At 56.7% G+C, this 15,338-nt stretch carries 17 protein-coding genes; 5 read left to right on the plus strand and 12 right to left on the minus strand.

Going from position 1 to position 15,338, the window contains the following annotated elements; genetic code table 11:
- Positions 1 to 7 precede the first annotated feature (7 nt).
- Complete coding sequence (locus tag FDP13_RS07115) at positions 8 to 1,072, plus strand: ABC transporter ATP-binding protein (protein ID WP_012768770.1); 1,065 nt, start codon at positions 8 to 10, stop codon at positions 1,070 to 1,072.
- Between the two features lie 147 nt (positions 1,073 to 1,219).
- Here the strand turns inward: FDP13_RS07115 and FDP13_RS07120 are convergent, their stop codons facing one another.
- A complete protein-coding gene (locus FDP13_RS07120) occupies positions 1,220 to 1,552 on the minus strand; it encodes a hypothetical protein (RefSeq protein WP_143839106.1) in 333 nt (110 codons plus the stop codon).
- Between the two features lie 154 nt (positions 1,553 to 1,706).
- Positions 1,707 to 2,159 carry a GNAT family N-acetyltransferase gene (locus FDP13_RS07125; RefSeq protein WP_033576815.1) on the minus strand — a complete coding sequence of 151 codons (453 nt, stop codon included), beginning with the start codon at positions 2,157 to 2,159 and terminating at the stop codon, positions 1,707 to 1,709.
- 134 nt (positions 2,160 to 2,293) lie between these two features.
- Between FDP13_RS07125 and hpt the strand changes: the two genes are divergently transcribed.
- Positions 2,294 to 2,827 (plus strand): hypoxanthine phosphoribosyltransferase, encoded by a 534-nt coding sequence (hpt, locus tag FDP13_RS07130; protein WP_012768773.1) that lies wholly within the window; start codon positions 2,294 to 2,296, stop codon positions 2,825 to 2,827.
- A 128-nt stretch (positions 2,828 to 2,955) separates the two neighbouring features.
- Here the strand turns inward: hpt and can are convergent, their stop codons facing one another.
- Positions 2,956 to 3,597: a carbonate dehydratase gene (can, locus tag FDP13_RS07135; protein WP_012768774.1), complete on the minus strand. Its 642-nt coding sequence runs from the start codon at positions 3,595 to 3,597 to the stop codon at positions 2,956 to 2,958.
- Positions 3,598 to 3,724: 127 nt separating this feature from the next.
- Here can and FDP13_RS07140 point away from each other — a divergent pair, with 127 nt between their 5' ends.
- Together FDP13_RS07140 and FDP13_RS07145 are read left to right on the plus strand one after the other, a co-directional pair.
- Positions 3,725 to 4,648, plus strand: coding sequence for an ABC transporter ATP-binding protein (locus tag FDP13_RS07140; RefSeq protein ID WP_012768775.1), 924 nt, complete (start codon positions 3,725 to 3,727; stop codon positions 4,646 to 4,648).
- Positions 4,645 to 5,415 (plus strand): ABC transporter permease, encoded by a 771-nt coding sequence (locus FDP13_RS07145; protein WP_033576816.1) that lies wholly within the window; start codon positions 4,645 to 4,647, stop codon positions 5,413 to 5,415. Before FDP13_RS07140 ends, FDP13_RS07145 begins: the two co-directional genes overlap by 4 nt.
- A gap of 64 nt (positions 5,416 to 5,479) precedes the next feature.
- On the opposite strand, the gene panD is transcribed toward FDP13_RS07145, so the two are convergent.
- From panD to thpR, 9 genes are all read right to left on the minus strand, one after another.
- Complete coding sequence (gene panD / locus FDP13_RS07150; protein WP_033576817.1) at positions 5,480 to 5,860, minus strand: aspartate 1-decarboxylase; 381 nt, start codon at positions 5,858 to 5,860, stop codon at positions 5,480 to 5,482.
- A 25-nt stretch (positions 5,861 to 5,885) separates the two neighbouring features.
- Complete coding sequence (panC, locus tag FDP13_RS07155) at positions 5,886 to 6,740, minus strand: pantoate--beta-alanine ligase (protein WP_033576818.1); 855 nt, start codon at positions 6,738 to 6,740, stop codon at positions 5,886 to 5,888.
- Between the two features lie 15 nt (positions 6,741 to 6,755).
- Positions 6,756 to 7,550, minus strand: coding sequence for a 3-methyl-2-oxobutanoate hydroxymethyltransferase (gene panB, locus FDP13_RS07160; protein WP_012768779.1), 795 nt, complete (start codon positions 7,548 to 7,550; stop codon positions 6,756 to 6,758).
- Positions 7,551 to 7,721: 171 nt separating this feature from the next.
- Positions 7,722 to 8,210 (minus strand): 2-amino-4-hydroxy-6-hydroxymethyldihydropteridine diphosphokinase, encoded by a 489-nt coding sequence (gene folK, locus FDP13_RS07165; protein ID WP_143839107.1) that lies wholly within the window; start codon positions 8,208 to 8,210, stop codon positions 7,722 to 7,724.
- Complete coding sequence (gene pcnB, locus FDP13_RS07170) at positions 8,207 to 9,610, minus strand: polynucleotide adenylyltransferase PcnB (protein WP_143839108.1); 1,404 nt, start codon at positions 9,608 to 9,610, stop codon at positions 8,207 to 8,209. The genes folK and pcnB overlap by 4 nt, the downstream gene beginning before the upstream one ends.
- A 68-nt stretch (positions 9,611 to 9,678) precedes the next feature.
- Positions 9,679 to 10,587: a tRNA glutamyl-Q(34) synthetase GluQRS gene (gene gluQRS / locus FDP13_RS07175; RefSeq protein ID WP_012768781.1), complete on the minus strand. Its 909-nt coding sequence runs from the start codon at positions 10,585 to 10,587 to the stop codon at positions 9,679 to 9,681.
- Positions 10,588 to 10,679: 92 nt separating this feature from the next.
- Positions 10,680 to 11,135 (minus strand): RNA polymerase-binding protein DksA, encoded by a 456-nt coding sequence (dksA, locus tag FDP13_RS07180; protein ID WP_012768782.1) that lies wholly within the window; start codon positions 11,133 to 11,135, stop codon positions 10,680 to 10,682.
- A 168-nt stretch (positions 11,136 to 11,303) separates the two neighbouring features.
- Positions 11,304 to 12,023 carry a DNA/RNA nuclease SfsA gene (gene sfsA, locus FDP13_RS07185; RefSeq protein WP_143839109.1) on the minus strand — a complete coding sequence of 240 codons (720 nt, stop codon included), beginning with the start codon at positions 12,021 to 12,023 and terminating at the stop codon, positions 11,304 to 11,306.
- 12 nt (positions 12,024 to 12,035) lie between these two features.
- On the minus strand, positions 12,036 to 12,569 hold the full coding sequence (thpR, locus tag FDP13_RS07190; protein ID WP_143839110.1) for an RNA 2',3'-cyclic phosphodiesterase: 534 nt from the start codon (positions 12,567 to 12,569) through the stop codon (positions 12,036 to 12,038).
- A 188-nt stretch (positions 12,570 to 12,757) separates the two neighbouring features.
- Here thpR and hrpB point away from each other — a divergent pair, with 188 nt between their 5' ends.
- A complete protein-coding gene (gene hrpB / locus FDP13_RS07195) occupies positions 12,758 to 15,253 on the plus strand; it encodes an ATP-dependent helicase HrpB (RefSeq protein WP_370512552.1) in 2,496 nt (831 codons plus the stop codon).
- The last annotated feature ends 85 nt before the right edge of the window (positions 15,254 to 15,338 follow it).

The raw sequence follows: 15,338 nt of genomic DNA on the forward strand, positions 1-15,338 counted from the left end.
GTAAGTGATGGAGACCCCGGAGATTCTGGCGATAACTTCGCTCAGTTGTGGTTATCCGCAACGTTCCGTGCTGGAGAATGTAAGTTTCTCGGTGCATGAAGGGGAGATGGTTTGCCTGTTGGGGGCCAGCGGCGACGGCAAAACCACATTGCTGAAATCAATAGCGGGTCTATTGCCGCAAGAGCAAGGTCGAATCGTCATTGCCGGCCAGACGTTGGCGCCTCAAACACCAGGTGGTGAGATGCCGTCATACGCGATAGGCATGGTGTTTCAGGATGATGCCCTGTTTCCCCACCTGACGGTCATGGAGAATATTACCTTCGGGCTACGCGGCAAGTCATCCGAAGAGATCAGCACTCTGGCGATGGACGTCGTGGGGGTGATGCAACTGGAAACGTTTACCCGTTGTTATCCTCACGAACTTTCCCGCGTTCAGTACCAGCGTGCGGCTATTGCGCGTGCGCTGGCGTGTCAGCCAAAACTGTTGCTGTTGGATGAGCCGTTTTCTGCCGTTGATAGCCAAATCCGGTATCAATTGATCAGCGAGTTGCGCCAAATTCTGCGGCATCGTCGAATTGCCACGCTATTTGCGACTTCTGATCGGGAAGATGCTTTTGCTTTCGCCGATCACCTGATTCTGATCCATGAGGGCAGTATTGTGCAGCAGGGCTTTTCCGCTGACCTTTACTACCGGCCGGTCAACCGCTATGTGGCCAGTTTTATGGGTAATACCAATTACCTGCCGGTAAAAATCAATGGCGACAGGCAATGGCAGAGTTTCCTCGGCGAGCATCAGGCGACGAGGGCGCTGAAACTGCCGCATGGTGCGCAGTACGACTGGTTGATTCGCCCGCAAGAAATTGCGCTGGCGCTGGATGAAGATGGCCCAGGCATTATTGAAGATCGGCTCTTTATGGGGAACAGTAATTTTTATCGTATCCGGGTCAATGAGTTGGAAATTCAGGTGCAAAGCGGCAACTGGTTCGAGCCGGGGCAACCGGTCAGGCTCAGTATTCGCATCGATCAACCGGTTCTTTTTGCGCCGGAGGCGGCGATAAGCTCACAGGACTAGCGGGCGTCAGGCTCGCCCCATCGCTGAGTGCATGGGAGCGCCTGTAACTACTTGGTTCAACACAGGCGCTCGTCATTCAGCGCTTTTCTTCATTCCCATACGGCGCCGTTTACCTAGGTTATTTCGTTGCGAGATGACGTCATCACGTTATTGAGCGGCATTCGGCGCCACGGGTTCGCGCTGCGGCATCGGGGGAATTTCGCGCACGCTGATGCTGACTTCATAGGTTTTGCCGTTACCTTGCGGCACATTGGCGACCAGTTTGTTGATTGCCTGCACCGGCTCGGTCGACTGCAGCGAGGCCTGATACAGCGCAGGGATCGGCGGCGGGAATCCGGGCGGCGGCGGTAGGATGCCTGGCTTACCCAACACTGGAGGCTCAATGCCTTCAGGGTGTGCGGATGCCACGGATAGGGTGGAGATTAGCGAAATACCGGTGATGAGCGCCGCGGTACGGCAAATTTTCGATAGCGTTGTCATGTTACACCTCTCAATCGGTTGGTCATGGCATATAAAAAACCTTGTACCGGAGAGGTGCAACGCGTTTTACCCTCTTTTATGTGTCGATAACGAAATCCTGACTCTCTTGCTGATATGCTGATATTTTCACCACAATCGGTATACCGTTATGCGCTCAGCGCTTCAGCGCAAGAAAATCGCCGGCCAAAATATGCCAGGCGCTGGGGTGTGCCTCAAAACCGATCCGGGGGTAGTAATCCACCGCCAGAGGCGCGGCAATCAGGATCAGCCGGCAGTGTGGTTTAAGCTGTTGGGCGGTGTGTGCAATAAGCTGGCGACCGATGCCTCCATGCTGGCAGTTTTCATCCACCGCCAGATCGGACAGATAGCAGCAATAGTGGTAATCCGTCACGCTACGAGCAATCCCCACTAATTCATCGCCCCGCCACGCCGTGACCAGCAGATCCGCCTCTGTCAACATGCCGGCGAGGGTATCGCGCTGCTCCAGCGGCCGTCTCGGGCCTAATGACGTTCGGCTAAGTAGATGAATAAATTGATCGACATTGATGGGGTCATTCACTTTGTAAGTGATGGGATGGTCAACCGCTGAAGACGATAACGAGGTCATGTTCTCTCCGTGAAACAAGGCTTTCTGTTATACTGCGCGCCGTGGTACATAGCGGCACGGCATGGCTGTGTAGTCGCTTCGGAGTATGGCCGCCGCGGCCGATACTGGATATCTTTTTTCTGTGAGTCGTCAGTATGATGAAACATACGGTGGAAGTCATGATCTCTGAACAGGAGGTCAAGGCGAGGGTAACTGAGCTGGGGCGCCAGATTAGCGAACATTACCGCAATAGCGGCAGCGACATGGTGCTGGTTGGGTTACTGCGTGGATCTTTTGTGTTTATGGCCGACCTGTGCCGTGCCATTGACCATTCTCACGAAGTCGACTTTATGACCGCATCCAGCTACGGCAGCGGTACGAGTTCGACCCGGGATGTGAAAATCCTCAAAGATCTGGATGAGGATATCCGCGGCAAAGATGTGCTGATTGTTGAAGATATTATTGATTCCGGCAATACACTCAGCAAAGTACGGGAAATTCTGCAACTGCGTGCGCCCAAATCGCTGGCGATCTGCACACTGTTGGATAAGCCGTCGCGCCGTGAAGTTCAGGTTCCGGTGGAATGGGTCGGATTTTCCATCCCTGATGAGTTTGTGGTGGGGTATGGCATTGACTATGCCCAGCACTATCGCCATTTGCCGTTTATCGGCAAGGTTATCCCGCTCTAATGCCCGGCCTCGGGCCCAGGACGGCATAGGCGCGATATACCCGTCATACTTCAAGTTGCAGGAACATGTGTAGTCAACGCACCTGCAACGCGAAGTCTATGACGGGAATGACAGGGAACGTGCGGTGTTTAAAACAGCGCGGAGATAGCGCGGCGATAGCGCTGTTCCAGCGTTTCGCGGCTGATAGCAGTGACTTCCAGATCGCGCAGTCGCCCATCCTGAATCCCGTAGACCCAACCATGAATAGTGACTTTCTGACCGCGTTTCCAGGCCGACTGCACGATGGTGGAGTGGCCCAGGTTGTACACCTGTTCTACCACATTAATTTCACACAGCTTGTCAAATCGCTGTTCGGGTGGCAATTCTCCCAACAATGAGCTGTGCTTATACCACAGGTCACGAATGTGGAGCAGCCAGTTGTTGATCAACCCCAACTCCGGGTTTTCGACCGCTGCCTGCACGCCGCCGCAGCCATAGTGGCCGCAAATAATAATGTGCTCCACCTCCAGGACCTCAACGGCATACTGTACGACGGATAAACAGTTAAGATCGGTGTGGATAACCAGGTTGGCCACATTGCGGTGAACGAACAGCTCGCCGGGCTCAAGACTGGTCAGGCTTTCTGCGGGAACCCGGCTGTCTGAGCAGCCGATCCACAGAAAACGGGGACGTTGGGCCAGCGCCAGCCGTTCAAAGTAATCCGGGTCTTCTTTCACTATCGTTTCAGACCATTGCTGATTATTGGCAATAAGCGTTTCTATTGTTTTCATGAAAGTGAATGACCTGTAACGACAAAAGGACAGTGCAGGGTAATATAGAGCAATCATAGGGGTTTTGAAATCGAAAACTGGGTCCGACCAGGGCTCGCTTAACTGATAATAAGGCACGCTTTCAGCTATGACATATGCACTTGAATTGGCGAATGTGACTAAGACGTACCCAGGCGGCGTTCGTGCGTTGCGCGGTATCGATTTGTGCGTTGAAGCCGGAGATTTCTACGCTTTGCTGGGCCCGAACGGCGCAGGCAAGTCCACGACTATCGGCATCATTAGTTCGCTGGTCAACAAAACCGACGGCAGGATTCAGGTCTTCGGCTACGACCTGGACCGGGATACGGTGAACGCCAAACGACAACTGGGATTGGTTCCGCAGGAGTTCAATTTCAATCCGTTCGAGACGGTAATGCAAATTGTAGTCAGTCAGGCCGGTTACTACGGCGTGCCGCGGCCTGAGGCGGTACAACGCGCCGAGAAATACCTCAACCAGCTTGACCTGTGGGGCAAACGCAACGATCGCGCCCGGATGTTGTCCGGGGGGATGAAACGCCGGCTCATGATCGCCCGGGCATTGATGCATGAGCCCAGACTGCTGATTCTTGATGAGCCGACCGCCGGCGTGGACATTGAATTGCGGCGCTCAATGTGGGGGTTCCTCAAGGAGCTCAACGCGCAGGGGACAACCATCATTCTGACCACCCACTATCTGGAAGAAGCGGAAATGCTGTGCCGTAATATCGGCATCATCCAGGCCGGGCAACTGGTGGAAAATACCTCAATGAAGGCGCTGCTGGCTAAATTGCAATCGGAAACCTTTATTTTCGATCTGGCGGCGAAAAGTGCCTTGCCGAGGCTCGAAGGCTATCAGCATCGATTGGTGGATACCTCCACGCTGGAGGTGGATGTCAAAAGGGAGCAGGGCCTGAACGGTGTTTTCAGCCAGCTCAGCGCACAGGGGATTCAGGTTCTCAGTATGCGCAACAAGGCCAATCGCCTGGAGGAACTGTTTGTGACTCTGCTCAATAACAACGGAGATAAAGCATGATGGGGTTATATTGGGTGGCGTTGCAGAGTATCTGGATCAAAGAGGTCAATCGCTTCGCCCGGATCTGGATTCAGACGCTGGTGCCGCCGGTGATCACCATGTCGTTGTATTTCATTATTTTCGGCAATCTGATCGGCAATCGAATCGGTGAAATGGGCGGTTTCAGCTACATGCAGTTCATCGTGCCGGGGTTAATCATGATGTCGGTGATTACTAATGCCTACGCGAATGTCGCTTCATCATTTTTCAGCGCAAAATTTCAGCGCAATATCGAAGAGCTGCTGGTAGCACCGGTGCCGACGCATATTATTATCGCCGGTTATGTCGGCGGCGGTGTGGCGCGGGGGATTTGCGTCGGCGTGCTGGTAACGGCGGTGTCGCTGTTTTTTGTGCCGTTGCAGGTTCATGCGTGGTGGATGGTGGTGGTGACCTTGTTGCTGACGGCCATGCTGTTTTCGCTGGCCGGATTAGTCAACGCCGTATTTGCCAAAACCTTTGACGATATCAGCCTGATTCCCACCTTCGTGCTGACGCCGTTGACCTATCTTGGCGGCGTGTTCTATTCGTTATCGTTGTTATCGCCATTCTGGCAGACGGTGTCCAAGCTTAACCCGATCGTTTATATGATCAGCGGTTTCCGTTTTGGTTTTCTGGGTATTCATGACGTGCCGTTGCCATTGACGCTGATGGTGTTGCTGGCGTTTATCGTCGCGTTCTATGGATTGAGCTGGTGGCTGATAGAGCGGGGCCGCGGGTTACGCAGTTAATCGGTTTTGTCGGATATGAAGCGGGATGGCGTGTGCCGTCCCGCTTTTTTATCGGCGCGATACGTCAGGCTATCTGTACGGGGATGGCCTTGGCGGTACGTTGCAGTTCGTTGTTGTCGCCGAAATACGCGACTTTGGGGTGGTGCGTACGCGCCTGTTCATCCGACATCTGCACATAGGAGCAGATAATCAGTTTATCGCCGACGCAGGCGCAGCGTGCCGCGGCGCCATTGACGGAAATAATGCGGGAACCGCGTTCTGCGGCGATGGCGTAAGTGGAAAAACGGTGACCGTTATCCACGTTGTAGATGTCGATCGCTTCGTATTCGAGAATACCGGCGGCATCCATAAAATCCTGATCGATGGCGCAGGACCCTTCATAATGTAAATCTGCCTGGGTTACTTTGACCCGGTGCAGCTTACCTTGCAGCATGGTTCGAATCATCGGTCTGTCACTCTGGTTGGAAAAATCAGATAGTCAAATCTACCTGTTGGTTATCAATCAGACGCGCCTTACCCAGCCAGGCCGCCATCAGTACCACGGCACGGGTACTGTCGATGGTGAGCGGCTGCAATGTTGCGGCGTCGCGGATAAACAGCTCGTCGGGGGTGAATCCGGCGTTGCGTAGTGCGTCTGACGCACTGGCGAGCATATCATCAATCTGACGGTCGCCGTTGGATAATTGCTCCACCATCTCGCTCATGATGCGGCGAAGTTGCGGGGCTTGTTGGCGCTCTTCCGCGGTGAGGTAACCGTTACGCGAGCTGAGCGCCAGGCCGTCTTTGGCGCGCACGGTAGGCACGCCGACGATGCTGATGTCGTAGTCCATGTCGGCCACCATCTGACGGATCAACGCCAGTTGCTGGTAATCTTTTTCACCAAAGCAGGCTACATCCGGTTGTACCAGATTGAACAGCTTGCTGACGACGGTGGCAACGCCGCGAAAATGGCCCGGACGACTCGCGCCTTCCAGCATCTGCGACAGTCCCGGTACTTCTACGAACGTCTGCTGTTGCAGGCCGTTAGGGTAGAGTGTGTCCGGTGCGGGGGCAAACACCAAGTCAACCCCACGGCGCGTCAGTTTTTCGCAGTCTTCCTGCAGGGTGCGCGGGTAGCGGGCCAGATCGTCCGCCCGTTCGAACTGCAACGGATTGACAAAAATACTGACTACCACGATGTCGGCTCTGGCGCGGGCTTCATCCACCAGCGTCAGGTGGCCGTCGTGCAGGTTGCCCATGGTCGGCACCAGCGCGATGCGTTTTCCATCCTGACGCCAACGGCGGAGTTCACGGCGCAGTAGCACCGGCGTTTCAATAATCAACACACGCTTGCTCCTGTGTTAAGCAAAACTGTATTTTTCGTCGGGAAAGGTTCCCTGCTCGACTTCCTGCACGTACAGGCGAACCGCCGCCCGGATATCCGCGGCTTCCGCCATGAAATTGCGGGCGAACTTCGGCGTATGGCCGCCGGTCACGCCGAGCGCGTCGTGCATCACCAGAATCTGGCCGTCGGTGACATTGCCTGCGCCGATACCGATAACCGGAATGCTGAGCGCTTCAGTGACCCTCTGTGCCAGCGACACCGGTACACACTCCAGCACCAGTAGCTGCGCTCCGGCCTGCTCCAGCGCCAGCGCGTCTTCCAGCAGTTGGCTGGCGGCGGCTTCATCGCGCCCCTGAACTTTGTAACCGCCAAAGATATTCACCGACTGCGGAGTCAACCCCAGATGTCCGCACACGGGAACGGCACGTTCAGTCAACATGCGGACCGTCGGCACCAGCCAACTACCACCTTCGATTTTGACCATATTGGCGCCGGCGCGCATCAACGCGGCGGCTTGCTGGCAGGCTTGCTCCGGCGTGGCGGCGCCCATAAAGGGCAGGTCGGATAACAGCAAACAATGTGGCGCACCACGGCGGACGCAGCGGGTGTGATAAACCATATCGTCAATGGTGACGGGCAGGGTTGAATCGTGGCCCTGCACAGGCATACCGAGAGAGTCCCCCACCAGCATGACGCGAATGCCCTGCTCGTAAAATAGCTGGGCGAAGCTGGCGTCATAAGCCGTCAAGGTGGCGAACTTCTTCTGCTCCTGTTTCCACTGGCGCAGGTGGGAAATCGTTGTCGCTTTCATGGCAACCTTCCTGAGTCAACTCAAGGGCAGTTCAAGGGGGAATCATTCTAATGGATGGCAGGCATCAGGAACAGCGATCTATTTCTATTTGTAAAACAAGTGATTGGTATGAACCCAATATCAGCCGCGCATCGTGCGCGGCGGGGGCAGGATAAGCACAATGGGCGGCGATTATCGCTCGTCCCACCGTGTCAGGCCGTTGCGTGGCACCTGTTGTAACCGCGTCGCCAGCGCTTCTCCATCAGGAAACACCAGCTCCATCGCCAGCTCCGCCAGCGGGTAGAGCATAAACTCGCGGTTTTTCATGTCGTAGTGCGGCACGGTGAGCCGCTCGGTATGCAGCGTCATGTTGCCAAACAACAGGATATCCAGGTCGAGGGTACGTGGTCCCCAGCGGTTTTCTTTGCGCACCCGCCCTTGTTCCAACTCAATGCGTTGGGTGTTGTCCAACAACGCTTCGGGTGATAACCCGGTCTGTAATTCGGCGACGGCGTTGAGATAATCAGGCTGATCCTGCGGGCCAAGCGGGCGGCTGCGGTAGAAAGACGAGCAGCGCACCAGCCGGGTATTTTCAATCGCATCCAGCGCGTTAAGCGCTGCGCGTATCTGCTGCAATGGCTCGGACAGATTACTGCCCAAGGCCAGGTACACGCAGATCATCGGATATTATCCCGCTGAACCGGTCGCTTACGCGGACGGCGTGAACGGCGATGCGGCGTAGGGCCGTCATCCAGTGTGTTCAGCATTACCTGCTGGCGCGGCGGCGCGGCGACCTGAAATTCGCCCCACCATTGCGCCAGACGTAGCAGTTCCTGATGGTTTTCGGTTTCGGCTCGCAGGCAGAGCAAGTCATAAGCGGCACGGAATTTCGGGTGTTCCATCAGCTTAAAGGCGCGTTTGCCCTGACGACGCGACAGTCGTAGCTGCAATTGCCAGATATCGCGGACAAGCGATGTGATGCGTTTAGGAATCGCCAGCGAGCGACACTGTTCGTCCAGTATGTCGTTCATGGCTAACGCAAACGCTTCGAAGTAGGCAAGCCCACTCTCTTGCGTCAGTTTCTGAGCGTGTTCCACCAACGGATACCACAGCATGGCGGAGAACAGAAACGCTGGGTTAACCCGCATGTCGTTCTGGATGCGTTGATCGGTATTTTTCAACACCTGCACGATCATCCGCTCCATCGTACTTTCGCCGTTAGCGGTGAAGTAGCGACTGATCAGCGGGAACAACGGCTGGAATAGTTGGTATTCACACAGCAATCGGTAGGTGGGGTAACCGTAACCCGCCTGCAATAGCTTCAGCGATTCTTCAAACAACCGCGCCGGCGGAATGTCGTGCAGCAACGAGGCCAGACGGGGAATCGGTTCGGCGGTGTCCTGACTGATTTGCATACCGAGTTTGGCGGCGAATCGTACCGCACGCAGCATACGTACCGGGTCTTCACGGTAACGGGTTTCCGGCTCGCCGATCAGGCGAATCATCCCTTGGCGTAAATCATTGATTCCGTTGGTGTAGTCACGAACGGTAAAGTCGGCAATATTGTAATAGAGGCTGTTGATGGTGAAGTCGCGCCGCTGGGCATCTTCCTCAATGGTGCCGAAAATATTGTCGCGCAGCAGCATACCATTGTGGCCTTGCTGTGCCGCGTTTTTGGTTTCCTGCTCCTGATGTTGCTCATGGTGGCCGCGGAATGTGGCGACTTCAATCACCTCAGGGCCGAACATCACGTGCGCCAGGCGGAAACGGCGACCCACCAGCCGACAATTGCGGAACAACTTGCGAACCTGCTCCGGCGTGGCGTTGGTGGTAATATCGAAGTCTTTGGGCTTTTTGCCCAACAGCAGGTCACGGACGCCACCGCCTACCAGATACGCCTCATAGCCCGCTTTGCTCAGGCGATACAGTACTTTCAGCGCATTCTCACTAATGTCGCTGCGTGAAATAGCATGTTGATCACGGGGAATGACCGTCATTGCCTGCGGCGGAAGGTCCGCACTGGCTGGCTCATGCTCACGATTCAGTACCTTGCGGCAAAAATTAGCTACCCGGGTAAAGATAATACACCTCGATAATCATTGAAAAATTAGCGATACGACAAAAAATAGCGGCTAATCATAGCTCACCCTCAGCCCTTTGAGAATGCTGATGTTATTTCCGGCGATGTAAGGGCTGCCTCGACGGGAACTGCGGACAGCGACCAGTGCGCTACCGCCCACGCGAGCAACGCGTCCCGATCGAGGTCCCGCCAGTGCGCCGGCAGGGGCTGGCGTAAAAACGTCAGCGCCAGCGCCAGAACCGCTCGTGGATCGCCCTCAGGCAACGCCGGCGCATGATTCTGCTTCGATAGTTTATTGCCGTCGGTGTTGAGCGCCAACGGCAGATGCATATAGGTTGGCGCAGGATAATTCAGTTGTTGGTATAGGGATAGCTGGCGCACCGTGGGTTCGATTAAATCCGCGCCGCGTACGATGTCGGTCACCCCTTGTTCGTGGTCGTCCACCACCACCGCCAGATTGTAGGCAAACAATCCATCGCGGCGATGGATAATAAAGTCTTCTCGCGCCAGCATCGGGTCGGCATCGATCTGCCCACGCAAGCGATCGTGAAAGTGTACGACGGGGTGAGTCTGGCGTAGGCGCAGTGCCGCATTGCCCGGCGGCAAGCCGCGATCGCGGCAGTGTCCGTCGTAGTGCCCACCAATTTGCTGAATGCGCTGGCGGGTACAGGTGCAGTAATAACATTTCCCCTGACGCTGCAATTCATCCAGTACCGAGAGGTACAGATCGTGGCGGCGTGATTGATACGCTACGTCGCCGTCCCAGAACAGCCCATACTGTTCCAGTTGACGCAGAATACGGGAGGCGGCGCCGGGCACTTCGCGCGGTGGGTCGATATCCTCGATGCGTACCAGCCAACGCCCATGACGGGAACGGGCTTGCAGATAACTGCCCAATGCCGCTATCAAAGAACCAAAATGGAGATCACCGGAAGGGGATGGCGCAAAACGGCCGATATAAGGGCGTGATTCAGACATACGGCGGTATCGTGCCGGTTAGCATTAATAATGACGCGTCATAATAGGTAAAGATCCGGCGGTAGGGCGGTGCGCTTTCCCGCCGGATGATATCACCCGGCCATCTGCTTTTCGCGGATTTCGGCCAGTGTTTTGCAGTCAATGCACAGATCGGCGGTGGGGCGTGCTTCCAGTCGACGGATGCCGATTTCCACGCCGCAGGACTCACAATAGCCAAAGTCCTCGTCTTCGATTTTCTGCAGTGTTTTGGCGATTTTCTTGATCAGCTTGCGTTCGCGATCACGGTTGCGCAGTTCAAGGCTAAACTCTTCTTCCTGAGCGGCACGGTCTACCGGGTCGGGAAAGTTGGCCGCTTCATCCTGCATGTGCGATACGGTTCTATCGACTTCATCCCTGAGTTGATTGCGCCATGCTTCAAGAATACGCCTGAAGTGAGCCAGCTGAGCGTCGTTCATGTATTCTTCGCCCGGCTTCTCCTGGTACGGCTCCACTCCGGCAATTGCGAGAATGCTCAGAGAGGATGTCTTACGGTTTTGCCCTTCTTGCATGTTGCTTCTCCTACATAACACGACACGCAGTATCGACCCCCGAGGGGGGAAAAACAGGCCGCTATAAATAACAGATGGTGGTTAGGTTGGCAATGGTTCCCGACACTGGCCTGACAAAGTGTGAGGAACGGCATAATCCCATCAGATAATACATAACGCGTGGCAGAATTAGCTCGCTGTCGTCACGTTATTGAACGGTAACGGTTCTTCTAGCGTCATGCTATCCGGACAGATATGGGCACCGTAACACAGAATTTCAACCCCTTGCTGCCGGCAGAGTTGTAATAATTCGGCGTAATGTCGGTCAATGTGTTGCGCCGCTGAAATCTGACGGATGCCGGAATGCAGCACGGCGAAACACAATACGGCGCGACAACCCTGTGCCGCCATCTGTTGCAGTTCCCGCAAATGCTTCTGTCCCCTGAGCGTCACCGCATCGGGAAAGTAACCACATCCATGTTGCAACAATGTGACTGATTTAACTTCAATATAGCAGTCGGCGCGTCCGTCTGCCTGTAATAACAGATCTATCCTGCTGTTTTCCGAACCATAGCGCACTTCGGTGCGGAGGGTGGTGTAACCTGATAAATCGTTCAGTCGTCCTGCGTGCAGCGCCTCAAGCACCAGTTGATTGGCGCGCAAGGTATTGACGCCAATCCAGTGGCCTTGTGGCGTCTGCGTCAGTTCCCAGGTGTGAGGATACTTGCGTTTCGGGTTATCCGACGTGGAGTACCAGACGGTATCGCCAGGTGAGCCGCAGCCGGTCATGGCGCCGGTATTGGGGCAATGCAGCGTCAGAGGCTGGCCGTCAGGGGTGACGACGTCCGCCAGAAATCGTTTGTAACGTTTGAGTAGCGTGGCGGGTCGCAGGCGCGGGGAAAATTGCATGAATGCTGTCTCTCAGAGTGTCGGCAACGGCCAGTGGGCGATAGGCTGATAATGGGTTCGGCCTGCTTCGGTGCGCGATTCATACAGAAAAAATTGCTCGACGCTCACCGTCCAGTTGAACGTGGCGGCGGGCAGCGGCAGCGGGCGGGTAGCGCCGCGCAGTAGCGTGATGTGCGGGTGGAAAGGCTGAGGCGGTTGGTAGCAACCGTTGCGCGCCGCCTGCGAACGCAGCATATCAGCCAGTTGCAATAAGCCGCGCGGCGCCTGGCGGCAACCGAGCCATACCACGCCGGGGCGCGGCCAGTGGCCGGCATCGTTCAGATTCAGGGTGAACGCCGACTGACGGATACGCCCGGCCAGCGCGGTTAACGCCTGCATTTTGGCATCACTGATCTCGCCGAGGAAAGCCAGCGTCAAATGCAGGTTGGCCGCCGCGACCGGGCGCCCGGCTTCCGGGGAGAATTGCGCGGCGCGCCAGTGTACTATCTGCCGGCCGATATCATCGGGCAGCGACAGGGCGAAAAACAGGCGGCGGGTCGGGGTCATGGCAATCTCTCCGTTCTGCGGGGTTCCGATGCTACAATGCCCGGCGAATAAAGTTAAGGCGACGTTCCGCATCAGCGGTGGGGCGGTGTTTCCCCTTTCTTTATTATTAAGCGTTTTTTTGAGCGTTATTGTCGGCGGGCGATTTTTTTCAAATAATAAATGATTGTTGCGCCAGTGAATTTAGCCGCATGATCACGGAGTTTTATGTGAATCTACCTCCCGTCAGCGCCGTTGTGGATGACGTTATTCAGGCGTTGCATACCGCGCCGCAGGTGTTGCTACATGCCCCGACCGGCGCAGGGAAATCCACCTGGTTGCCGTTACAACTGTTGCAGCGCGGCGTGGTGCCCGGCCGCATTATTATGCTGGAGCCGCGTCGGCTGGCGGCCAAAAACGTAGCCTTCCGGCTGGCGGAGTGGCTGGGCGAAACGCCGGGGCAGACCATCGGTTATCGTATGCGTTCGGAAAGCCGGGTCAGTAGCCAGACCCGACTGGAAGTAGTGACGGAAGGCATTCTGACCCTCATGGTGCAACAGGACCCGGCGCTGGATGGCGTCTCGCTGGTGATTCTGGATGAATTTCACGAGCGCAGTTTGCAGGCCGATTTGGCGCTGGCGCTGCTGCTGGATGTCCAGCAAGGGCTGCGTGATGACCTGAAACTGTTGATCATGTCCGCCACGCTGGATAATTCCCGCCTGACTTCTTTATTACCCCAATCGCTCAGCGTGTCGTCGCAAGGTCGTTCCTGGCCGGTGGAACGACATTATCAACCCATGGGTTCCCAGGATCGCCTCGAGGAAGCGGCGGCCAGGCTCATTTACCGTTTATTACAGGACGAGTCGGGGTCATTGTTGGTGTTTTTGCCGGGCGTGGCGGAAATCAAACGATTGCAGACGCTGCTGGAAAACACGGTATCGGGCGATGTGGCTTTTAATCAGGTCGATGTGGTTGTTAATCAGATAGATGTGTGCCCGCTGTATGGCGCGTTGACGCTGGCGGAGCAGCAAAAAGCGATTCTTCCCGCCGCCGCCGGACGGCGTAAAGTGGTGTTGGCGACCAACATTGCCGAAACCAGCCTGACCATTGAGGGGATTCGGGTGGTGGTGGACGGCGGTCTGGAGCGCGTGGCGCTGTTTGATGTCAAAACCGGGTTGACGCGTCTGGCGACCCAGCGTATCAGCCAGGCCTCGATGGTGCAGCGTGCCGGTCGTGCCGGGCGGCTGGAGCCGGGCGTGTGCTGGCATCTGTTCAGCCGCGAGCAAGCGGAGCGTGCGGCGGCGCAAAGCGAACCGGAAATCCTGCACAGCGACCTGTCCGGCTTGTGGCTGGATTTGCTGCAATGGGGCTGCCATGATGTCGCGTCGCTCTGTTGGCTGGACAAGCCGCCTCAACCGGCGTTGTTGGCGGCGGACCGTTTGCTGACGCAACTGGGTATGTGCGATGCGCAGCAACGGCTGACGTCGGATGGGCGTAAAATGGCGGCGTTGGGGTGCGATCCGCGGCTGGCGGCGATGTTGTATGCCGCCGGGCAAGATGAGGATGCGTTGGCGACGGCGGCGTTGCTGGCCGCCATTATTGAAGAACCACCGCGCGCCGGGTCGCCGAATCTATCCGACGCGCTGCATCGCCCCGCCGGCCACTGGCAACGCCGGGCGCAACAGCTGGCGCGCCGCGCCGGCAAGGCGTCGGGTTCGGTGAATGAAAGTCTGGCTTGCTGGTTGCTATCGATGGGATTTGCGGATCGCATTGCACGGCGGCGTGGTCAGGACGGGCGCTATCAACTGGCGAATGGTTCGGGCGCCGGCCTGCCGCCGGAAGAGGCGTTGTCGGCGTCGGAATGGCTGCTGGCTCCGGTTTTGATGCAAAATACCTACAGTGCCGATGCACGTATATTACTGGCACAATCGGTGGATATCGACCGGCTGACGCGGCAGCGTCCGGAACTGGTAACCGAACAGAATCTGATGCACTGGGACGAAGAAAAAGGTACGCTGCGCGCCAGTTTGAGAACGCAGATTGGCAGCCTGACGCTATCGTCCCGGCCATTAGCCAAACCGTCGGATGAGGCGTTGCAGCAGGCGATGCTCAACTGGCTGCGGGAGCAAGGTTTGTCGGTGTTGAACTGGGACGAACCGGCGCAGCAACTGCGCCAGCGGTTACTGTGCGCCCGGCAGTGGCTGCCGGAGGTCGCGTGGCCGGCCGTTGACGACGACGCCCTGCTGGCGTCGCTGGAACTGTGGTTGTTGCCGTCGCTGGGCGGCGTACGGGATCGTCGTACCCTTAATCAGGTCAACCTGAGCGAGGCGCTGTGGCGGTTGCTTGACTGGCCGCAGCGTCAGCGGCTGGAGAGCGCCTTGCCCAGCCATTACACCGCACCGGGCGGTAGCCGTTTGCCGATCCGCTATGAGGCGGAGCAGCCGCCGGTGCTGGCGGTGCGGTTGCAGGAAATGTTCGGCGAGCAGGCCAGCCCGCTGCTGGCTGAAGGACGTGTGGCGCTGGTACTTGAATTGCTCTCCCCCGCGATGCGACCATTGCAGATCACCCGCGATCTGGCGGCGTTCTGGAACGGTGCTTACCGGGAGGTGCAGAAAGAAATGAAAGGGCGCTATCCCAAACATGTCTGGCCGGACGATCCGGCGAATACGGCGCCAACCCGGCGCACCAGAAAATACCAGAACACATAATTTCAGATGTTTCCCCCTTCCTTGCGCAGCGTGGGAGACACAGAGTAGACGGCCTTGGTGGGTAACCCGGTGCCGTCAGTAACCT

Origin of the sequence: Dickeya sp. ws52 (genome assembly GCF_007210685.1) — a bacterium.
In the GTDB taxonomy this organism is placed as follows: domain Bacteria; phylum Pseudomonadota; class Gammaproteobacteria; order Enterobacterales; family Enterobacteriaceae; genus Dickeya; species Dickeya chrysanthemi.